Source organism: Variovorax sp. P4_B11, assembly GCF_056402355.1.
In genome coordinates, this window is record NZ_JBFUHO010000073.1 from 13,233 (window position 1) to 33,108 (window position 19,876).

Consider the following 19,876-nt stretch of genomic DNA (forward strand, 5'->3'; position numbering starts at 1 on the left):
GGTCAACTGCCGAGATAGCTGCTGTGCAGGATCTCGGGCCGATCGCGGAGTTCGGCCGCGGAGCCACTCCACGCGACCCTTCCTCGCTCGATCACACAGGCATGGCTGGCCAGTGAAAGCGCCAACGTCGTGAACTGTTCGATCAGGAGCACGGCAGTGCCGTCTCGCGTGGTGCCCTGAACCACATCGGCCAGCCGCTTGATGACCAAGGGCGCAAGCCCGAGCGACAACTCGTCGATCACCAGCACCTTCGGCTTCGCCAGCAGCGCCTGGGCCACGCACACCATCTGCTTCTGTCCGCCGGACAGGGATCCTCCCAGCAGTCGCAACTTCGGCTCCAGTTCCGGAAAGATCGCCAGCATCCGATCGATGGCAGGCCCGACTTCGGAGACGGGCAGCAATGTCGCGGCGGCGCGCAGGTTGTCCAGGACCGAAAGCCCACTCAAGACATGGTGCCCCTCGGGCACGATCGCGATACCGGCGCGCCGGATGGCGTCTGGTCCTGGTTTCACAAGAGTGGCGCCGTCAAGCGTGATGCTTCCCGCCGTGAACGGGATGACCCCTCCGATCGCCAGCACGGTGCTGGACTTCCCCGCTCCGTTGGCGCCGACCAACGCAGTGATCTCGCCCGCGCGCACGTTCAGATCGATACCGTGCAGCACCTGCTTGCCGCCACGCGAGACTTTCAATCCCCGAACGGACAACATGAGTTCCACGATTTCAAGTCCCCAGGTAGGCACGACGGACGTCGGCATCGTCGAGCACGGCGCGCGTCGGTCCCAAGGCCAGTCGTCGGCCAAAATCCATGACCAGGGTCTGGCTGCAGATGGCGGCAATGAGGTCGACGTCGTGGTCGATCAGCAGCACCTGGGCATCGAAGCAGGGAGGTATCCTGACGATGGCATCGCGCAACCGTTGAGATTCATGTTCGTCGAGCCCCGCACCTGGTTCATCGAAAAGAATGAGCCTGGGATGTCCGACCAGGGCCTTCGCGACCTCGACCATCCGACGTTGAAAGAGGTTCAGGCGCGACCCTTCGACGGTAGCCACGGACGTCAGTCCCGTGTGGTCGAGCGCCCGGGCGACCTGTTCGTTCGCAGATGCATTCGCATGGGGGAGGTGGTCGAGCATCGCCCGCACGTTGTCCCATACGCTCAAATCCTCGACCACCTGCTCTGTTTGAAACGATCTGCGAAGGCCGAACCGAACACGCTGCGCGATCGACATGGGCAACAGGTCCGAGCCGTTCACGCGCGCTTCGCCGTGTGAGGCCCTGGCAAAGCCGCTGAGAAGGTTGACCAGCGTGGTCTTCCCGGCGCCATTGGGGCCGATCAGGCCACACACCGGATCTTCGAGCACGGCGTCCAGCCCATCGATCGCCTTCACGGCGCCGAACGCCACGCTGAGGCCGCGGATCTCGATCATCGCGACGCCGCTCTGACGAGCTTCACACGGATCGCGGCCCAGGCGTCCATCCACTGGCCGATGATTCCCCGCTGCGCGGTGATCAACGCGTGCAGCAAGGCAGCGCCGAAGAAGATCATCGCCAGGTAGCCGTTGACATTGAAGTCCGTCAGAAGAGAAGGCAGCGCGCGCAGCAGCACCCCAGCGATCAGCGCGCCGCCCCAGTGATAGACGCCACCAACGACGGACAAGGCGAAGAGCATCACGGATTCACTGGCTGAGAAGGCCCGCCCATCGAGTTGACCTACGCCGCCCGCGAGTAAGGCACCAGCGACGCCGGCGCAGAATCCCGCCAGGCCGAAGGCCCAAGTCTGATAAAGCAGCACGTTGACGCCTGCCCCTTGCGCGACTGCCTCGCCGCGCCGTATGAGCGCCCAGGAGCGGCCCGCCTTCGTGCGCCGATGGAGTTCGATCAGCGCGAAAATGCCAGCGAGCCACACGGCAACATAGGTGAAGTAGGCGCTGTCGGAAGCAGCGACTCCCGGCCGTTCCATCAGCAGGCGCTCGCTGCCGACAATACGCCCGAGCCACCCGCCTCCGCCGTCGGGATATCCCGTGGCGCTAATGACCACTTGAAATCCTCCAGCCAGCATCAGCGTCACAAGCGCCAGGTACAGGCCTTTCATGCGCAGCGCAGGCAGGCCCGTCAGCATCCCTGTGCAAGCCGACGCCGCGCCCGCCAGCAATACGCACAGTTCGAACGGCAGATGCAAGCCATGACTCACTCGAAGTGCGACCCATCCCCCAACCCCCAGGAGCGCGTACTGGCACAGGCTCACGAGGCCCAGTTGGCCATAGAGAACGGCTACACCGGCCGCGGCGATCGCAAGCGCCAGTGACGAAGTCAAGGTCTTGATCCAGTAGGCATTGGCCAGCCAGGGCAGGACCAGGCCGATCAGGATCGTGATTGCGATCATTTGCAGCAGCTTGACGCGGCCCGCCCGCCGCACGCGGGCCAAATCAGCGTCAAGGGCCAAGTATTTCTCGGGCGATGTCATGCTTTGCGAGCGCTATTGCGAGACAACACGATCGCCGCCAGCGCGATCACGAAAGGCGTCGCCGCGCGATAGGGCGAGAACCCCGGCACCACAATTGCCAGCGCCTCCACGACTCCGATCAGCAGCCCACCCGCCACCGTCGCAGGCAGTGAACGCAGGCGACCGATGATCGCGGCGGCAAAGGCGGGAATGACAAGAAAGGTCAGTACGGTCGCCTGCAGTCGCACGATGTTGCCCAGCAGCAAGCCGCACACACCTGCGAATGCGCCCGAAACCACCCAGGCCGTCGTATCGACCTGGAGGACGCCCACACCCAGGATGGCACTGAGCTGGCGGTCGTCGGCAAGGGCGCGCATCTTGAGACCGATGCGGGTCTTGGCGAGCACCAGGCCCACCGCACCCATCATCGAAAACGCGAGCGCGAGGCCCAGGACCCGCGTGTAGGTCAGGCGCACATCGCCGAATTCGATTGCACCCGCGTCGGTGGGCAGCACCAGCCTGCGCGGCTGTTCGCCCCAGAACCATTCGGTGAAGCCGAGAACGACGAGCGCAAGGCCGAGCGTGCCGATCGACCGGATGGCAGGCTCGCGCTGGGACAATGACGGGGCCAGAAGTCGCCCGTAGGTCACCGAGATGAGCACCGAGACCGCGATGGCGGCAAGCCAGGCCAGCGCCTGCGGCCATTCCCGGTCGAGCGCCGACCAAGCCACGTACGCGGCGACGGCACCCAGGGCGCCGAAGGCGAAGTTCAGAACGCCCGACGACCGATACAGGACGACCAGTCCTACGCCGGACAGGGCATACACCGCGCCGACGCCGAGACCGGAAATGAGGAAAGGGGTGAGGTCAGGCATTTGGATGTTGGCGCGCAGACTGGGCATCAGATGCCGAGTTTCTTCTCCTGTGCGCGCACGTCCGACAGTTCGGGGTCCTCGGCCACCACGCAGCCGCTGCCCATCTGCTTGAAGCCATTGCCACTGACTTGCGAGATCGGACCGGCATGGTTCGCATTGTGGCGCTCGCCGTCGCCGACGTAGAAAGGCGTGCAGAGGATGTCGCTCTTGAATCCATTGACCGAACGCAGCGCGGCGAAGACGCTTGCGCGATCGATCTTGGCGGGGTCCATCTTCAGCAGCGCTTCGGTCGCAATCCGAGCGGAAAGGTAGCCCGACTGGGCGAAGGAGTCGCGCGGATCGCTCTTGCCGGCGTAGACGTCCATGACTGCCTTCCAGTTCATGTTGTCGGGCCCGGCCGATTCGATGGGCATGAACTCCAGGTGGATGTCGAAGTTCTTGTTCCAGGTCGGACCGATGGCCTTCGGCACATCCGTGTTGTAGCCCGGTGTCGTCGACACGAAATGAATCTTGTTGGCAAGCCCTTGCTGCTCGGCGGCGGCAAGCATGGGCACCATGATGCCCTTCGGCACGTTGAGGATGATGGCGTCCGGCTTCATCGAAGCCGCCTGGAGCATCGTCGAGGTCGCGTCCGGAGAGCCAGGATCGATCGTGATGACGCTGACCTCGACGCCGTTGGCCTTGCCCCATTCCTTGGCACCTTCGCAGGCCCAGTTGCCGAGGCTCGGGATATTCGGAATCACGCAGACCATCTTCTTGGACTTGTACTGTTGAGCGGCGTACATGGCTATGGCGGTGGCGGAGTTGCGCGGACCCGCGTTCACCGGCGCGTAGTTCTTCGCAAAGAAGCATTCGCGCGGCACGCCGACGCCCGCCAGCACCATGACGCCCTCCTGGGCGTACATCTTTCCATTCACACCGCATTCGACAAAGCTGGAATTGCCTACCATGGCAACGACCTTGCGGTCTTTCACCAGCTTGGTGGCCACCTGCGCAGCCACCTCCGGATTCCATTGGTCGTCAGCCACTGTGTATTCGATCGGCCGGCCGTTGATGCCGCCGTTCTCATTCACGCACTTGAAGTAGGCGGCGGCGGCCTGCGAGGAGGCGCTGAAATCGTCGGGCCCGGTCTTGCCGACCACCGCGCCGATCTGGATCGACTCCCCGGTGGCCTTCTTGCCATTGTTCAGGCCGCACACAGGCTTTCCCTGCGCGAAAGCCCCGCTGGCGGCCAGCGTAGTCACCAGCACGACTACAACGCAGCTCGCGCGTTTGAATAGATTCTTCATGACGATGTCTCCTCGTTTGAGTGGAAGATCAGATTGACATGCACACGCTTTTCACCTCGGTGTATGACTCCACTGCGGAGCGTCCGAGGTCTCGGCCGAAACCGCTTTGCTTGTAGCCGCCGAAAGGCAGATTGGTATCCAGCGTGTTGTGCGTGTTGACCCATACCGTGCCGGCCTTCAACCGTGGCACGACGCGATGCACGGCGCTCAGGTTCTGTGACCACACGCTGGCGGCGAGGCCGAATGGGGAATCATTGGCCTGTCGAATGACTTCATCCAGGTCGTCGAATGGCATCGCGGCGAGAACAGGCCCGAAGACTTCCTCGCGCACCACCCGCATCGACGGATTGACATTGACAAGCACGGTCGGCTGGATGAAGCAACCCGCCTCGCGCGCCCGACTCCCGCCGGTGAGCGCGGTCGCGCCTTCCTTGCGAGCGCCATCGATGAAACCCATCACGCGATCGAAATGGCGTTTGGACACCACGGGCCCGAGTTGCGTGGCGACATCGAATCCCGAGCCGATCTTCATCCCCTCGGCCATCTGCGCCACGCCTTGCACGACCTTTTCGAAGATGCTGCGATGCACGTACAGCCGGGAGCTAGCCGTGCAGACTTGACCCTGATGAAAGAAGATGCCCATGGCCGCGCCGATGGCCGCCGCTTCCGGGTCCGCGTCCTCCAACACGATCATCGGCGACTTGCCGCCGAGTTCGAGCGTGAAGCGGGTCATGTTGTCCACCGACGCATGTCCGATGGCTTTGCCCGTTGCCGTTGAACCCGTGAAGCTGAGCTTGTCGATTCCCGGATGGCTGCTGAGCGCTGCGCCCGCCGCCCCGGCACCACAGACGACGTTCAGGACGCCAGGCGGAATGCCGGCGGATATCGCGAGTTCCGCGAGGCGCAGCGCTGTGAGGGGAGTCTCCGGCGACGGCTTCAGTACGACGGTGCAGCCGGCTGCCAGCGCGGGGGCGATTTTCCATAGCGCGATGGCCAGAGGAAAGTTCCACGGAACGATCGCTCCCACCACACCCACAGGCTCGCGCTGCGTGTAAGTGAAATAGCGCGAACCGGGAGGAAACGGAATTGAATTCTGAAGAGTGCTGCCTTCGAGCTTTGTCGCCCAGCCCGCCATGTAGCGCACGAACTCGGCACTGAACCCGACGTCGACCATCCTCGCGATGCCCTGCAACTTGCCGCTTTGCAAAGTCTCCATTGCACTAAGTTCATCCGCGTGCTCCTCGATCAACACGGACAGTCGGCACAGCACACGCTCACGGTCGGCCGGACGCATGCGTGACCAATCGGAATCCTCAAGCGCCCGGCGCGCGCTGGCCACCGCGATGTCAATGTCACGCGCATCGCTGTCGGGGGCCTCGGCCACCACCATTTCAGACGCGGGATCGACGACCTGAAGAAACTTACCGGAAGTGGCCGGCATCGACTTGCCGTCGATGAAATTTCCTTGGGTACGCCGGGACAAGAAGGCGATCCGCGCGAGTTGCTCGGATGAAAGGTCTTTTGGATTCATGAATGGAGTCCTTCAAGGTGAGTGTCCGTTCGTCATGCACCTTCGGGTCAGGCTTCCGACGATCGAGACGCGAGTGGAATTGGATTCGGACTGCTGACTGGCTGCCTCTCATCCACCCAGCATGAAATCGGCGCAACGCTCGGCAATCATGATGGTCGGAGCGTTGGTGTTGCCGCTGGTGATAGTTGGCATCACCGATGCGTCACAGATACGCAGGCGGTCGATGCCGTGCACCCGCAGCTTCGGATCGACCACCGCCATGCTGTCGCTGCCCATCTTGCAGGTGCCGACCGGGTGGTACACGGTCTTGGAGAACTGGCGCACGAACTGATTCAGTTCCGCGTCGTCGAGATCGGCTTTGGGACCGGGATAGAGTTCTTCGGAAACGACCTTCGCCATTGAGGGCGTGCGCATGATCTGGCGCGCAAGCTTGAGTCCACGTACGAGCGTGTCGACGTCGGCCTGCTCGCTCAGGTAGCCGCCGTCGAAGTCCGCCGGCTCCATCGCGTTGGCACTCCGTGCCAGCACCCTGCCGCGCGATTTAGGGCGCAGGAAGCACGGATCGATCGAGATGCCGTGCAGCTCGGGCATCGGACGATCCACATCCCCTGCCAACACCGGCAACACATGGAACTGCACGTCGGGACGACCGGTACCCAGCGTATCGACGAAGCCCCCGCATTCGACGACGTTCGAAGTCAACAGCCCGGTCTTGAACAGCTCCCATTGAATGCCATGCTTGAGCGCCGTGAGTCCCTTGTCCTGGCCCAACAGGCTGATCGGCTCGCGGCACTTTCCATGGGCGATGATCTCCAGGTGGTCCTGGTAGTTCTGCCCGACGCCCGGCAGGTCCTTGACGACCGGCACACCGATCTTCTGGAGCAACGCCGCCGGACCGACGCCCGACACCTGGAGAAGCTTCGGCGTCGACAGAGCACCTGCCGTCAGCACCACTTCCCTCTCGGCGACGGCGGTCATCGTCTGGCCGTTCGACAGCCGATATTCCACCCCTGTCGCGATGCCACCCTTGATGAGGATCCGCATCACGTGGGCGCCGTTCACCACGCTCAGCTTCGCGTCGCCGATCACCGCAGCAAGGTAGGTCGCCGCCGTGCTGCCCCGCACGCCGTCCATGGTCGTGGTCTGGTAGAAGCCGATGCCTTCCTGGGAGGCGCCATTGAAATCCTCGTTGTATTTCAATCCCGCTTCCTGTGCGCCTTTGAGAAAGGCGAGGCTCAGCGGATGACGGTACTTGGTGTCGCTCACCCGCAGCGGGCCGTCGGTGCCATGGAAAGGACCGGACAGTCGCGTATTGCTCTCGGCGCGCTTGAAGATCGGCAGCACATCGGACCATCCCCATCCCGCGCAACCCGCGGCGGCCCATTCCTCGTAGTCTGCCGCGGCGCCGCGGATATAGACCATTGCATTGATCGAACTTCCGCCACCCGTCATGCGCCCCTGGGGAACGAACATCTTTCGCCCGTTGGCACCCGCTTGCGGCGTCGTCTCGTACACCCACGAGCGCTCCGTGCCGATCACGCGAACGAAGGCCGCGGGAATCCGGACGAACTTCAGGTTGTCGTCCGGGCCCGCCTCGAGCAGCAGGACGCGGTAGCCAGCGCCGACCAATCGGTTGGCGATGACGCAGCCGGCACTGCCCGCACCCGCGACAACATAATCGTATCTTTGCTCTGTCACTGTGCTTGTCTCCGGTATTGAATGCGAGCCCGAGAATCGGCCTGCGGCTCGTCGGAGGGCGATCTTCCGACGCTGCACCGGCGATCGGCAACTCCGCGGCCGACTTGTGCGCGTTCAGTCAATTCAAAGTGCACTGAGGTACGAAGCGACTCCACGTCGATGCCTACGCGCTCATCGCGCCGGCGACGGCCAAGCCGATGCTCCCGACACCACCGGTGATGATGCAGACCCCTGCCAGGAGGTTCATGGTGCCCTCCCCGGCCGCACGAGGACCTTGATCAGGTCTTTGTCCCCCACGAGCGCATCGAATCCCTCCGTCACAGCGTCCTCCAGCGAGACGACCCTGGACACGATCAGCGAAGGGTCGATCCGCCGCTGCGCCGTCCACTCAATCAGCGTCGGATAGACATCGCGATAGCCAACGCTGGTGACGATTCGCAACTCTCTGTTGACCGCCAAGAAGACATCGATGCTGGCGCGGCCCATCAGGCCGACCAGTACCGCCTCGCCGCCCTTGCGAAGCGAATCCAGTGCGCCGTCCAGTGTGGATTGCGAGCCGCCGGCCTCGAATGCAATAGCGGCGCCGCTTCCCGCGGTCTGCTCGCGGATGATCCGAGCAGCGTCTTCGCTGCGAGCATCGACCAGGATGTCGGCCCCCAATGCGCCACCGCGCGCCAGGCGCTGCGGCGACAGGTCGACCGCGAAGATGCGGCCGGCGCCGCACTGCCGCAGCATCATGACGATCAGCAAGCCGATCGGCCCCATGCCGAACACTGCACAGGCGTCGCCGGCGCGCAGATTGCTTTGGCGAACCGCGTGAAGCGCCACCGCAGCCGGCTCGAAGACGGCCGCTTGCTCCATCGTGACTTCGTCAGGCAGCGCATGGGCGGTATAGGCCGGCACGACGACCGTGTCGGCCATGCCGCCGTCTCCCATCAGGCCGACGAAACCCATGTCGCGGCACAGGTTGTAGCGCCCGGACAAACAGAACTCGCACCTGCCGCAACGATATTCGGGTTCGATGACGACCCGCGTGCCGACGCGGAGCGCCTGCGCGTGGGTCGAGGACTCAGCCACGTCGCCGCAGAACTCATGCCCCAGGGTGAGAGGCGCCATGCGACCCGAGAGCGCATGGGGCCGGCCGCTGGGGATCGCATGCGGGCCATCCAGATACTCATGCAGATCGCTGCCGCAGATGCCGCAATAGGACACGGCGATGCGAAGCTCCTCCCGCCGCAACGCAGGTTCGATCAACTCGCAGAGTCGCAGCTGCCGCGGACCGTGCCAGCGCAGGGCCTTCATCGTCTAGCGGAACAGGGTGTCCACGTAGGCCGCGCCAATGCCGACCTTCTCGTAGTGGGCCCGGCACAGGGCGATGTAGTCGTGCACGTCGAAGTGACCGACCGACTTCCCCTCCTCGTCCAGCCAGATCAGCGGCCCCTTGACGATGAAGAAGACTCGCATCGGCTCTTCGTGCTCGTAGGCGACCAGCGTATGGCCCTCGCCCGGCGTCTCATAGACGAAGTCGCCGGCGGTAGCGATCCAGTCGTGCTCCAGGTAGCCCCATTTGCCGGAGATCGTGTAGGCAAAGACTTCGTGCGGATGGTAGTGCCGGTTCACGAGGCCAGCACCGTCGGCGCGCAGAACATCGGCCCATTTGTTGTCACTGACCGAAATCCATAAGGGACGCGACGACACCGTCTCACTGAAAGGCACGTAGTACCTCAGGTCATCGGTAGGCGCGTTGGCGATGTGAACTTCCGGCCTGGCGTCCGGTTTGAACACGTCGGCGATCGGCTTGAGGCTGCGCCAGAATTCCTCCGAAGCGGTTTTTTGCATATGAGCCCCTGACACAAGTGCGTGGAACTCTAGGGCGCATCGGCCGTTTTGGCTGTTCCAGTTTGGACCACATCAGATCGCCAGCCGGACATCGCGGCTTGCAGGCTCGCGGCCGACGGGTTTCCCCTTAATGGTTTCCATTGACAGGCAACGCATCGGCCTCGGAACGCGGGCTGCTAGCATGCGAACGCATCCGTCAACAGGCCGCAAACGCACGCGTTCCGACGGCACGAGGGCCCCCGCCATGGACTCCATTTTCGTTCCCCAGACTGAAGCCTCGACCGATAGCGTGCCGCCGACCCAGCGACTCGACTTCTGGGAATCGCGAAATGCGGCAGAGCTGGTGGGACTGCGTTGTTCGACCTTTGCCCTCAATGGCCTGAACGCGCAGAAGCGCCACTTTGACCTCGGTTCGCTGAGCCTGTGCGACATCCGCGGCAACGAACACGTGATTGAGCGGCCCCTGCCGATGCTGCGCACGCATCCAAAGGACTCCATCTTCGCCGGCGTACTGCTGCAAGGCGAAGCATTCTTCTATCAGACCGGGCGCTGCATCCCCGTGCACCAGGGCGACCTCATCATCTACCCGACGACGCTGCCTTACCTCTACGGGTTCACGCGCGACATGAGGCAGATCCAGGTCGACATTCCCACTGACGAATTCGTCGCGAATCACCGCATCACTCGACCGACCGCACCGACGAGGATCGATTCGGCTCTCCCAGCTGGGCGCCTGCTCGCCTCGGCCTTGCGAAGCACGATGTCCGACTTCATCGACAACCCGCTGTCCGCCGATGCACCGCGTACGGCCGAGCGGATCCGAACGCTCGTCGATGCGTTGCTCGGTGCGCAGGACGCCGGTCGCCCGTCGCAGGAGTCCGCGATGCTCAGACTGATGCGAGCGGAGGCGTTCATCGCCGAACATCTTCGAGATCCGACCCTCGATGCCGCCGAAGTCGCCCGCCATTTGAGCGTGTCTGTCCGGCATCTCAACCGCCTGTTCTCGCCGAAGAACTGCACGGTAACGCACTGGATCTGGAGCCAGCGCCTGCAGCGTGCACATGAAGAACTCGCCTCTTCTGCAGCCCGATCGACAGCAATCGGCGATGTGGCGCTGCGCTGGGGATTTGCCACTCAGGCCCACTTCGCAAGCTGCTTCAAGGCGGAATATGGCATCACGCCCTCACAACACCGCATGCGGCACGCAGTCTCGTGATCTCTCGCGGCAGGCAGGCGCAATCCATTCTCGCCTGTCGCCAATCCGTCCGCGCGCATGGACCACCAAACGCCAATGGGCGTTTGCGACGGCACCTGGGCAATGCCGGCGGCGCGATCAACGCGAGGCGAATGCGGTGGCAGAAACCTTGGCGTCTGCGGTGACGCGCGGGATGTGTCGCCGCACGGTCATCAGCGCAATCAGCGTGACGACCATTGCCGTGCCGAGCAACATCAGGTACGCGGATGCGCCACCAGCCGTGATCACGGCCGCGCCGGCGAATGAGCTCAGGATCGCACCCAGACGACCAAACGCGAGCGCTGAGGCCGTGCCGGTGGCCCGTACGGCTGTCGGGTACACGAAGGCACAAAGCGCGTACATGGTCGACTGCACAGCGTTGACGAACAGGCCATGCAGACCGATGCCGATAATGAACAGATTCGTGTTCTGCGCGACGTTCACGCCTTTCAGCAGGTACGCACTCGCGGCGGCGCCGGCGCAGCAGATCGCCAGCGGCCAGCGCGAGCCGAAACGCGTGATTGCGACGGCGCAAAGCAGCGCGCCGAAGACGCCACCGAAGTTGTACGCCGTCAGGCCCGAGCCGGCGATGGCCGGCGAAAGCCCTTCCGAAGCCAGCATCGTCGGCAACCAGCTGAAGGCGCTGTACACGGCCAGCAGGCACATGAAGAACGCTGCCCAGATGGCGATCGTGTCGCGGGCACGGCCGGTGTCGAACAGCGACTTGAAGCCAGCGTGCTGTTCGGACTTCTGTTCGGCCGCGTCGACGAACACGGTGTTGGAGGCCGTCGGGCGCGACATGCGCGAAAGCAGCTTGCCCAACTCCGGCCAACGGTTTGGCTTTCGCGCCAGGAAACGCGGCGACTCGGGAAGTACGAAGAACAACAGGGCGCTCAGCGCGATCGGGAAGAGTCCGCCAATCCAGAACAGACCGCGCCACCCGTAGGCGGGCAAGACCTCGCTCGCGAACAGTCCTGCAATCATGCCTCCCAGTGGGTAGCACACTATGGTTGCGGTCACTGCCAGGGTGCGTCGACGAGCTGGGGTGAATTCGGCCGTCATCGTCGTCGAACTCGGCAGCGCACCGCCGATGCCCAGGCCCGCGATGAAGCGCAGGCCGGCAATCGTGAGGACGTCGGGTGCGAACCCGATGGAACAAGTGGCACCGCCGAACAGGAAGACGCTCGCAATGACTGCCACTCTGCGCCCCAGTCGATCCGCGCACAGGCCGGCGCAGGCACTGCCGATGGCCATGCCCAGCAGGCCCGCGGCCACGGCGGGTGCGAACGCGTCGCGCGTGATGCCCCACTCCTTGATGATCGAAGGTATCGCGAAGCCGATGAGTTGGCCGTCAAAGCCGTCCGTCACGATGGCCAGCGCGGCCATGAAGACGACGACTTTCTGCATCGTCGTGTAGGGTCCATCATCGAGCGCCCGGCCGATGTCGACCGGAGGACTGCCAGCCACAATTGCGGTGCTCATGAGAGGCCCCCGCTCAGTCGACCTTGATGTTGTTGGCCTTGATGAGGCGACCCCAACGCTCGCGCTCATCCTTCACGTACTTCGCCATGTCGTTCGGCGTGCCTGGCAATCCCTCGACGCCGAGCGCAAGGAAGCGTGCTTTCACCGCCGTCGAGTTCAGTGCTTCGACCAACGCCTTGTTGAGCTTCGCCACAGTCTCGGGCGGGGTAGCGCTCGGCACCGAGAGCCCTTGCCATGCGTAGGCTTCGAAGTTGCCGAGCCCTTGCTCGGCCAGGGTCGGTACGTCCGGCAGCGTGGCGATGCGCCTCGCGCTCGCGACGCCAATGGCCTTGACCTTGCCGGCCAGCACGAACTGATTGCCGCTCGCGGTGTCGACCATCATGAACGGCACCTGTCCGCCCAGGATGTCCTGCATTGCGGGCGCCGCACCGCGGTACGCGACGTGCGTCATCGCGACGCCGGTCTTTTCGCGCAGCAACTCGGTCGCCAGGTGGTGGGGACTGCCGGCGCCGGCGGATGCGTAGTTCACGCCGCCGGGCTGAGCCTTGGCCCAGGCAATGAACTCCTTGAAGTTTTTCGCCGGCACCTGTGGACCGACCACCAGCACCAGTGGGAAGCGCGCGAGCATGCCGACCGGCGCAAGATCTTTTTCGGCGTTGTAGCTGAGCTTGGAGAAAAGAAATGGGTTGGCGGCCAGCGTGGCGAAGTCGGCCGTCAGCATGATGTTGCCGTAGTCCTTCGACCGGGCAGCGTAATCGGCGGCGATGTTCGTCGCTGCGCCGGGCTTGTTAGTGATGACGATCGGCCGTGCAAGATTCTTCGACATCGTCTCGGCTGTGGCGCGTGCGACGGAGTCGGATCCACCGCCTGCTGCATAGCCGACTACCCATTCGATGGGCTTGCTGTCCTGCGCGGCCGCGAAGTGACTGGTCGCGGCCAACGCGAGGCCCGTGAGGAAAGTGCGAATCATGTGATTGTCTCCTTTGGAATGATGGAATTGGTCAGCCGCGCTTGGCAGCCGTGAACGCTTGGCGCAGGACCGGCAGTGACCCGATGTGATTCGCCAGGACAAGGACCAGACGCGCGTTGTATGCATGGCTTTCCTCTGTGGAGAGGCCTTGGTGCGCTTCGATCAGCGCTTCGTAGAAATCGTCCGGCGCATCGAAGTTCGAGGCGGTGATCAGTTGAGAGGCGTGCGACATGGAAACTCCTTCAAGCTTTGGAGAGGGCGCGTTTCAACGCAGATCCAACGAGGGACGCGTCAGCCTGGCGCCAACGGCCGCACACGTGCTGGTCGGGTCGCAACAGGTAGACCGTGCCGGCTTGCGCGTCGTAGCGCTGGGCCGCCAGTGCGTGAGCTTCATCAAGCGGGACACGCACGATCGCGGCGGGCACGCCTGCGGCGGCGCTGGCCTCCGTCACAGCGCGTGCCGCGCGTTCGGCCGCGTCACCGCTGCCGAACACCAGCGCTGTAAAGGAGGGGCCGCTTGCTGCCTTCAGCAGCCAGCCGTTCTTGTCTTCGGCGTGGCGCACCGGAGCGTCAGAGGCCACTGCGCCCGGCACCATGCGCCCTTTGAAGGGATCAATATCCGGGGTGTTCAACGTCGATGTGCGCAGCGTCGCAGGCACTGACAGCCGACCGCTGTTGACCAGGGTGCGAGCAAAGGCGTGCGACTTTGCAAGCTCGAGCACCGCGTCGCGGAACAGCTTGCTGATCTCGCTCTTCGGGGTGATGAAGTCGGTGGCGCGCGTCGAGTTGAGGATGTTCTCGTCGGCCGCATATTCGCGTTCCTGGCCATAGCTGTCGAGGAGCTGGTCGGGCGCCTGGTGCCGTAGCACTGCCGCAAGCTTCCATGCCAGGTTCTCCGCATCCTGCACGCCCGAATTGGCACCACGAGCGCCGAAAGGGGACACACCATGCGCCGAGTCACCAGCAAAGAAGACGCGGCCATGCCGGAACTGGTCCATCCGCAGGCACGAGAACGTGTAGACGCTCGCCCATTCGAGATCGAACTGCGCGTCTTCGCCGAGCAGCGCCTTGACGCGCGGGTTGATCTTCTCGGGCTTCTTTTCTTCTTCAGGGTCGGCATCCCAGCCGAGCTGAAAGTCAATGCGCCAGACGTTGTCGGGCTGCATGTGCAGCAGCACGCTCTGGTTGCGATGGAACTCGGGGTCGAACCAGAACCAGCGTTCGGCGGGCCTGTCCAGCTTCATCTTCACGTCGGCGATCAGGAAGCGGTCCTTGAACTGGCGACCCTTGCTTTCCTGGCCCAGCAACTGGCGCACGCTCGAGCGGCCGCCATCACAGGCCGCGACGTAGTCAGCCTCGAGCAGATGGGGACCGTCGGGCGTCTCGACGGTCAACGTGACATGGTCCGCGTGCTGCACGACGCCTGCGACCCTGTTTTTCCAGCGCACATCGATCAGCGGCAATTCGGCCGCTCGCTCGGCCAGGAAGCCTTCGACGTAGTACTGCTGCAGGTTGATGAACGCCGGCCGCGCATGCCCTGCCTCGGGCAACAGGTCGAAGCTGTAGATCTGCTCGTTCTTGAAGAACACGCGGCCGACGTTCCACGACACGCCCTTGCCGACCATGCGGTCACCACAGCCCAGACGGTCGAAGATCTCGAGCGTGCGCTTGGCGAAGCAGATGGCGCGGGAGCCGGTGGAAAGCGTGTTGTCGTCGTCGAGCAGCACGACCGGCACGTCGCGCTGCGCCAGGTCGATGGCGAGCGCCAGGCCCACCGGCCCCGCGCCGACCACCACCACCGGGCGCCGCATGGGCACAGCCGCATCCTGGTCGGAATGGCGGACATAGTCGAACTCCAGTTTCTGGTAGTCGACGGCTTCCCCCTTGCTTGACGCAAGTTCGTTGAGTTGCATGACTTTGTCTCCTGGTGGCGCCATCCGGAAATCGCCGTGAACGCCTGGTTGGCGCTGCCTTCCATCGAAGGCAGCAGTCGAATCGATGCGTGCGTTGCGGGTCAGCCTTCCAGCGTTTGCCACATTTCGATGTCACGCTCGGCCGTCCAGATGCGCGGGTCCGGGTACTGGGTGGCCTCGTCGTAACAGCGCGTGACGTCGAAGGGCATGCAGTGGTCGAAGATGACCCAGTGACCGTACTTGGGCTTGAGCCTGGCGAAGGTGTCCTTGTAGACCGCGTTGAGGTCCTTGCCGGCGGCGACGCCAGCCTCGACGCTGGCGCGCACATCGGCAATGAACCCACCGGTGGCCTTGAGGCCGGCAGCGACTTGCTCTTTGCCCACGAGGGCGGGGCCACGACCGGGGACCAGTGCGGTCGGCTTCAGGGCGGCGACGTTCTCGAGCGTCTGTGGCCAGTCCTTGAAGTAAGCGTCGCCTGCGTAAGGCGTTGCATCGAACTCGACCAGGTCGCCGCTGAGCAGCACGCGGTCTTGCGGCAACCAGACGACCGTGTCGCCCTTGGTGTGGCCGCGACCGAGTTGCAGCAGCTGAACCTCGAGCTTGCCGAGCCACAGCGTCATCTTCTTGTTGAAAGTCATGGTCGGCCAGGTCATGCCGGGCGGCACGCTTTCAACGTCACGGAAGAGGCGCGGGAAGCGGCCGATTTCGCTCGCCTTGTCCTGTTCGCCACGTTCGACGATCAGGTCATAGGTGTCCTGGCTCGCAATGATCTGTTGGGGATTGAAGCCGCTCGCGCCGAGCACGCGCACCGCGTGGTAATGGGTCAGGACAACGTACTTGATCGGCTTGTCCGTGACTTCACGAATCCGGCGCACCACATCCTGGGCCATCGCTGGCGTGGCCTGCGTATCGGCCACCAGCACGGCGTCGTCGCCCACGATGATGCCGGTGTTCGGGTCGCCCTCGGCCGTGTACGCATAGGCGTGATCCGAAAGCTTGGTAAAGCTGACCTGCTTTTCTTCAAGGTCGGCTTGGGAGGCGAATTTCTTGGTGGCATTCATGCGGGGTCTCTGGAGGCTGAAGATTTGTCTAAACCAAACGTGTTTGCATTATTCACCGTTAGTTTGTCTATGGCAAACGTATTTGCAATCGCCAAACTAGGTATTTTCCCTAGCGCAGGGGCTTGCTCGGTGGGATCCCGCAGAGGCAGCCAGAGGTGAAAGCTGGTTTGCAAGTGACAAATCGTTTCGGTTTAGGCAAACTGATCCCGAAGCAACCTTGAAGGCGATATGCGCGCAACCCATTCCGAAGAACCAGGCAAGGAAGACAAGGAGCAACGGGCCGTCCAGTCGATCGAGGTCGGCGGGCGTCTGCTGCTTGCCTTGGCGAACAGCCTGACGCCGATGACGCTCAGGGACCTCTCAAACCGATCCGGCCTGCCGGCGGCGCGCGCGCACCCTTACCTGGTGAGTTTCGGAAAGCTGAGACTGATCGAGCAGGAGGCTGAGACGGGGCGGTATGCCTTGGGCCCGGCAGCTTTGCAATTGGGTCTGACGTGCCTGCATCAGCTGGATCCGGTCCGTGCCGCGTTGCCCGTCGCTCAAGCGCTCGCGGCATCGACTGGCCATGCGGTGGCGCTCGCGGTCTGGGGCAACTTCGGGCCGACCATCATTCGAATGATCGACGCCCACGAGGCGTTGCACGTCTCCATGCGCGCCGGAACCGTGATGTCCATTCTGGGCACGGCCACCGGCCGCGCCTTCGCCGGCGTCCTGCCCGCCGATCGAATCGAGAAGGCGATGGCAGTGGCGTTGGGCGATCCAGAGGGCCTCAAGACGCCATTGCTCAAGGCGAAGGCCAAGGACTTGCGCGAAGCTGTGGCAGAGCTTCGAGCACACGGCGTCGCGCGCGCCGAGGGCAAGCCGATCCCCGGCGTCAATGCCTTCAGCGCGCCCGTTTTCGATCACGAGGGCGAACCGGTGATCGTGATCACCGCGCTGGGCCATCACGACAATTTTTCAGCGGACTGGAACTCCAGCGCTGCGCACGCCGTTCGCGACGCGGCGGCGGAGATTTCTGCTCGACTGGGATGGCGCACCGCCGCTCCGGAGAGGCGCACGCCCGTGCACGATCGCTTTCATCCGACAACCACGTGATCCGCCCCTCTCGGGCAGCGCCCGCAAGGCAAGCCACCCCCAGCGTATCGAACTATGCCTGCGTCAACGCCAGCGGTATCGCAGAGTTGCTCTCGCGCGACCCGACGAAGCGGCCACCGATAGGCCGACCCAAGGCGGGTCAGCCCCAAGATGCTGGGCCTAGACATGATGGTCGCCGCCCAGTAGACAGGCGGCCGGTCTCCAACATCGTAGGTTGCGTCCAAGAACGCAGAGCTACATGCTGTGACTTGCGTCGTCAGCAACAAGGAGACCGGCCATGCAAGAGCGTAGCAAGATTCACGTGGGTTTGGACGTCCACAAGGACAGCATCAGCGTGGCGGCGGCCGAGCCAGGTCGAGCGCCCGGGCGCATGATCGGCAAGGTCACGCATGACGTGAACAAGCTGCTGAAGGTGCTGGCGAAGGTCGGTACCGCGGAGCAATTGCACATCGTGTACGAGGCTGGCCCGACGGGGTTCGGACTGCAGCGTGCGCTGAAGGCCAAGGGCTACACCTGCGAGATCATTGCCCCATCGCAGATCCCGCGGCGCCCAGGCGATCGAGTCAAGACCGATGGGCGTGACAGCGTGCAGTTGGCTGAGTGCTCGCGCGCCGGGCAGTTGAGCGCCGTGTGGATCCCCGATTTAGACGACGAAGCGATCCGTGATTTGTCGCGGGCGCGCGAAGACGCGGTCCACAGTCGCGTCCAGGCCCGCCATCAGCTCAAGGGCTTCCTGCTGCGCCACGATGTACGTTACACCGGCAAGACCTCATGGTGCGGTGCCTACTACCGCTGGCTGGGGACGCTGAACTTCGGCGCCGGCGCCGCCCAGACGGCGTTCACCGAATACTGGCAAGCCGTGACGGCGGCAGACGATCGCGTCGATCGGCTGACCAAGGCACTGCAGGCCTCGATCGCTGGCTGGCGCTTCGAAGCGGTGGTTGGTGCGCTGCAGGCACTGCGTGGTGTCGCCGCGATCACGGCGATTGGCCTGGTGGCCGAGATCGGCGACCTCGGGCGCTTTGCCCATCCGCGCAAGCTCATGGGCTATCTCGGGCTGGTACCGTCCGAGCATTCCAGCGGCGAGCGCACGAGCCGCGGCAGCATCACCAAGACGGGCAACGCGCATGCGCGCCGATTGCTGACCGAGGCCGCCTAGAACTATCGCTTCAAGGCGCGCATCGGCATGCAGGCGCAGATTCGACAACAGGAGTTGTCCGAACCGATACGAAGGATGGCCTGGACGGCGCAGCTGCGGCTGACCCAGCGGTTTGCCGCATTGAATGCTCGCGGCTTGCAAGCCAACAAGGCTTGAGTCGCGGTCGCAAGGGAGTTGGCCGGCTTCGTCTGGGCCATCGGCATGCAGGCGCAGCGCGAGAAAGTCGAGTCAACCTGAAATAGCGAAGGCACCGGGATCGATCTGGTGATGCGGCACGAGCAACGATAGAGCAACCCTCGAGCCTGTTACCAGGGCACCGCAAGGATGATCCCCGACCCTAGAGCGAGGCAGGCCTACGACGAATCGATGAAGTGCAGGTAACCAATCCGCGGATATGAGCTTGATTCATCGTCGCTGCAACGCTCGAGTCGCATCACCCGATCGATCCCAAACACCCCACCAAAAATCATTCACTTTCGACCATTGACAGCGGCGACCATATGAACAGGCTGCTGAAATACTGGTGTCGGTTTCCCTTCAATCTGTCACTTTTGATCTTTCAATTGGCACGGTGAGCCCGCCGCTGAACGCCATGAGCTTCTGGATCATCTCCTTCTCGCAGAAGGGCGATGGCCGATGCAGCGGCAAGAGACGACCGAAGCTCACGACGAACTCTCGCAGCCCGGCGCTCTCGCGCCATCTAGACAGCGCCATCGGTTCGAAGCGCGAAGCGATCTGGGGATCCGCCTGCATCGCGTAGAGCGCCTCACACAGGTCAGATCGACGCTGCTGTGCCCCGTACCCGCAACGCGCCAGGGGGATGCGAATCCTCGGCATCCAACCTGCTCTCACGGACACCGGCAGGCTACCCCGGCGAGGCGAACATCGTGTCTAGAACGGCAGTCCCACATAGTTCTCAGCCAGGGATCCCAGTGCCTTCTGGGACGAGAACAGGTAGGCGAGGTCTGTGTCCTGCAAGCGCCGGTCAAAGGCACTGCTGTCAGGAAAGCGATGAAGCAGGGTGGTCATCCACCACGAGAAACGCTGCCCCTTCCAGACCCGAGCCAGCGCCTTCTGCGAATAGGTGTCGAGGCCGCGGTCATCGCGCTTCTTGTAATGATCGACCATTGCGTGATAGAGGTAGTAGATGTCGGATGCGGCGCTGTTGAGGCCGCGTGCGCCGGTCGGTGGCACGATGTGCGCGGCATCGCCGGCGAGGAACAAGTTACCGTAGCGCATCGGCTCGGCCACAAAGGAGCGCAGCGGCGCGATGCTCTTCTCGATGGAGG

Annotated in this window: 18 protein-coding genes and 1 pseudogene; 3 read left to right on the forward strand and 16 right to left on the reverse strand. The window is 63.6% G+C overall.

Annotation, left to right across the window (positions count from 1 at the left end; all coding sequences use genetic code 11):
- Positions 1-2 precede the first annotated feature (2 nt).
- The 9 genes from AC1DYD_RS35595 to AC1DYD_RS35635 all read right to left on the reverse strand — a co-directional run bounded on the left by AC1DYD_RS35595 (position 3) and on the right by AC1DYD_RS35635 (position 9,673).
- Positions 3-707 carry an ABC transporter ATP-binding protein gene (locus AC1DYD_RS35595; protein ID WP_478177459.1) on the reverse strand — a complete coding sequence of 235 codons (705 nt, stop codon included), beginning with the start codon at positions 705-707 and terminating at the stop codon, positions 3-5.
- A 13-nt stretch (positions 708-720) separates the two neighbouring features.
- On the reverse strand, positions 721-1,425 hold the full coding sequence (locus AC1DYD_RS35600) for an ABC transporter ATP-binding protein (RefSeq protein WP_478177445.1): 705 nt from the start codon (positions 1,423-1,425) through the stop codon (positions 721-723).
- On the reverse strand, positions 1,422-2,462 hold the full coding sequence (locus tag AC1DYD_RS35605) for a branched-chain amino acid ABC transporter permease (protein WP_478177446.1): 1,041 nt from the start codon (positions 2,460-2,462) through the stop codon (positions 1,422-1,424). Before AC1DYD_RS35605 ends, AC1DYD_RS35600 begins: the two co-directional genes overlap by 4 nt.
- Positions 2,459-3,316, reverse strand: coding sequence for a branched-chain amino acid ABC transporter permease (locus AC1DYD_RS35610; protein WP_478177447.1), 858 nt, complete (start codon positions 3,314-3,316; stop codon positions 2,459-2,461). The genes AC1DYD_RS35605 and AC1DYD_RS35610 overlap by 4 nt, the downstream gene beginning before the upstream one ends.
- Positions 3,317-3,342: 26 nt before the next feature.
- A complete protein-coding gene (locus AC1DYD_RS35615) occupies positions 3,343-4,605 on the reverse strand; it encodes an ABC transporter substrate-binding protein (protein ID WP_478177448.1) in 1,263 nt (420 codons plus the stop codon).
- A 28-nt stretch (positions 4,606-4,633) separates the two neighbouring features.
- On the reverse strand, positions 4,634-6,136 hold the full coding sequence (locus AC1DYD_RS35620; RefSeq protein WP_478177449.1) for an aldehyde dehydrogenase family protein: 1,503 nt from the start codon (positions 6,134-6,136) through the stop codon (positions 4,634-4,636).
- Positions 6,137-6,244: 108 nt separating this feature from the next.
- On the reverse strand, positions 6,245-7,852 hold the full coding sequence (locus AC1DYD_RS35625; protein WP_478177460.1) for a GMC family oxidoreductase: 1,608 nt from the start codon (positions 7,850-7,852) through the stop codon (positions 6,245-6,247).
- 225 nt (positions 7,853-8,077) lie between these two features.
- Positions 8,078-9,136: a 2,3-butanediol dehydrogenase gene (locus AC1DYD_RS35630; protein WP_478177450.1), complete on the reverse strand. Its 1,059-nt coding sequence runs from the start codon at positions 9,134-9,136 to the stop codon at positions 8,078-8,080.
- A gap of 3 nt (positions 9,137-9,139) precedes the next feature.
- Entirely contained in the window at positions 9,140-9,673 is a 534-nt protein-coding gene (locus AC1DYD_RS35635) for a 2,4'-dihydroxyacetophenone dioxygenase family protein (protein WP_478177451.1), read from the reverse strand.
- Between the two features lie 244 nt (positions 9,674-9,917).
- Between AC1DYD_RS35635 and AC1DYD_RS35640 the strand changes: the two genes are divergently transcribed.
- The gene (locus AC1DYD_RS35640; protein ID WP_478177452.1) at positions 9,918-10,889 is read left to right on the forward strand and encodes a helix-turn-helix domain-containing protein; all 972 of its coding nucleotides are present in this window, start codon (positions 9,918-9,920) and stop codon (positions 10,887-10,889) included.
- Between the two features lie 117 nt (positions 10,890-11,006).
- Here AC1DYD_RS35640 and AC1DYD_RS35645 read toward each other — a convergent pair whose 3' ends face one another.
- From AC1DYD_RS35645 to AC1DYD_RS35665, 5 genes are all read right to left on the reverse strand, one after another.
- Positions 11,007-12,389, reverse strand: a complete 1,383-nt coding sequence (locus AC1DYD_RS35645; RefSeq protein ID WP_478177461.1) for an MFS transporter — start codon at positions 12,387-12,389, stop codon at positions 11,007-11,009.
- 13 nt (positions 12,390-12,402) lie between these two features.
- Entirely contained in the window at positions 12,403-13,359 is a 957-nt protein-coding gene (locus AC1DYD_RS35650; protein ID WP_478177462.1) for a Bug family tripartite tricarboxylate transporter substrate binding protein, read from the reverse strand.
- 31 nt (positions 13,360-13,390) lie between these two features.
- Positions 13,391-13,591 carry a DUF2783 domain-containing protein gene (locus AC1DYD_RS35655; RefSeq protein ID WP_478177453.1) on the reverse strand — a complete coding sequence of 67 codons (201 nt, stop codon included), beginning with the start codon at positions 13,589-13,591 and terminating at the stop codon, positions 13,391-13,393.
- 10 nt (positions 13,592-13,601) lie between these two features.
- Complete coding sequence (locus AC1DYD_RS35660) at positions 13,602-15,272, reverse strand: FAD-dependent oxidoreductase (protein WP_478177454.1); 1,671 nt, start codon at positions 15,270-15,272, stop codon at positions 13,602-13,604.
- A gap of 101 nt (positions 15,273-15,373) precedes the next feature.
- On the reverse strand, positions 15,374-16,333 hold the full coding sequence (locus AC1DYD_RS35665) for an MBL fold metallo-hydrolase (RefSeq protein WP_478177455.1): 960 nt from the start codon (positions 16,331-16,333) through the stop codon (positions 15,374-15,376).
- Between the two features lie 228 nt (positions 16,334-16,561).
- Here AC1DYD_RS35665 and AC1DYD_RS35670 point away from each other — a divergent pair, with 228 nt between their 5' ends.
- Positions 16,562-17,428, forward strand: a complete 867-nt coding sequence (locus AC1DYD_RS35670) for an IclR family transcriptional regulator (protein WP_478177456.1) — start codon at positions 16,562-16,564, stop codon at positions 17,426-17,428.
- Positions 17,429-17,705: 277 nt separating this feature from the next.
- Positions 17,706-18,740: pseudogene (locus tag AC1DYD_RS35675) on the forward strand (IS110 family RNA-guided transposase); the annotation flags it as partial.
- 384 nt (positions 18,741-19,124) lie between these two features.
- On the opposite strand, the gene AC1DYD_RS35680 reads toward AC1DYD_RS35675, so the two are convergent.
- Both AC1DYD_RS35680 and AC1DYD_RS35685 read right to left on the reverse strand, forming a co-directional pair.
- Positions 19,125-19,340, reverse strand: a complete 216-nt coding sequence (locus tag AC1DYD_RS35680) for a hypothetical protein (protein WP_478177457.1) — start codon at positions 19,338-19,340, stop codon at positions 19,125-19,127.
- Between the two features lie 138 nt (positions 19,341-19,478).
- Positions 19,479-19,876, reverse strand: a 398-nt coding sequence (locus AC1DYD_RS35685; RefSeq protein WP_478177458.1) for an FAD-dependent monooxygenase, incomplete at its 5' end; no start/stop codon positions are given.

Bases quoted from the DNA above. Each gene is read 5' to 3' on its own strand.
- AC1DYD_RS35630 (WP_478177450.1), bottom strand. From the start codon at position 9,136: ATGAAGGCCCTGCGCTGGCACGGTCCGCGGCAGCTGCGACTCTGCGAG.
- AC1DYD_RS35635 (WP_478177451.1), bottom strand. From the start codon at position 9,673: ATGCAAAAAACCGCTTCGGAGGAATTCTGGCGCAGCCTCAAGCCGATC.
- AC1DYD_RS35600 (WP_478177445.1), bottom strand. From the start codon at position 1,425: ATGATCGAGATCCGCGGCCTCAGCGTGGCGTTCGGCGCCGTGAAGGCG.
- AC1DYD_RS35660 (WP_478177454.1), bottom strand. From the start codon at position 15,272: ATGCAACTCAACGAACTTGCGTCAAGCAAGGGGGAAGCCGTCGACTAC.
- AC1DYD_RS35645 (WP_478177461.1), bottom strand. From the start codon at position 12,389: ATGAGCACCGCAATTGTGGCTGGCAGTCCTCCGGTCGACATCGGCCGG.
- AC1DYD_RS35650 (WP_478177462.1), bottom strand. From the start codon at position 13,359: ATGATTCGCACTTTCCTCACGGGCCTCGCGTTGGCCGCGACCAGTCAC.
- AC1DYD_RS35610 (WP_478177447.1), bottom strand. From the start codon at position 3,316: ATGCCTGACCTCACCCCTTTCCTCATTTCCGGTCTCGGCGTCGGCGCG.
- AC1DYD_RS35655 (WP_478177453.1), bottom strand. From the start codon at position 13,591: ATGTCGCACGCCTCTCAACTGATCACCGCCTCGAACTTCGATGCGCCG.
- AC1DYD_RS35670 (WP_478177456.1), top strand. From the start codon at position 16,562: ATGCGCGCAACCCATTCCGAAGAACCAGGCAAGGAAGACAAGGAGCAA.
- AC1DYD_RS35640 (WP_478177452.1), top strand. From the start codon at position 9,918: ATGGACTCCATTTTCGTTCCCCAGACTGAAGCCTCGACCGATAGCGTG.
- AC1DYD_RS35665 (WP_478177455.1), bottom strand. From the start codon at position 16,333: ATGAATGCCACCAAGAAATTCGCCTCCCAAGCCGACCTTGAAGAAAAG.
- AC1DYD_RS35620 (WP_478177449.1), bottom strand. From the start codon at position 6,136: ATGAATCCAAAAGACCTTTCATCCGAGCAACTCGCGCGGATCGCCTTC.
- AC1DYD_RS35680 (WP_478177457.1), bottom strand. From the start codon at position 19,340: ATGCAGGCGGATCCCCAGATCGCTTCGCGCTTCGAACCGATGGCGCTG.
- AC1DYD_RS35615 (WP_478177448.1), bottom strand. From the start codon at position 4,605: ATGAAGAATCTATTCAAACGCGCGAGCTGCGTTGTAGTCGTGCTGGTG.
- AC1DYD_RS35605 (WP_478177446.1), bottom strand. From the start codon at position 2,462: ATGACATCGCCCGAGAAATACTTGGCCCTTGACGCTGATTTGGCCCGC.
- AC1DYD_RS35595 (WP_478177459.1), bottom strand. From the start codon at position 707: ATGTTGTCCGTTCGGGGATTGAAAGTCTCGCGTGGCGGCAAGCAGGTG.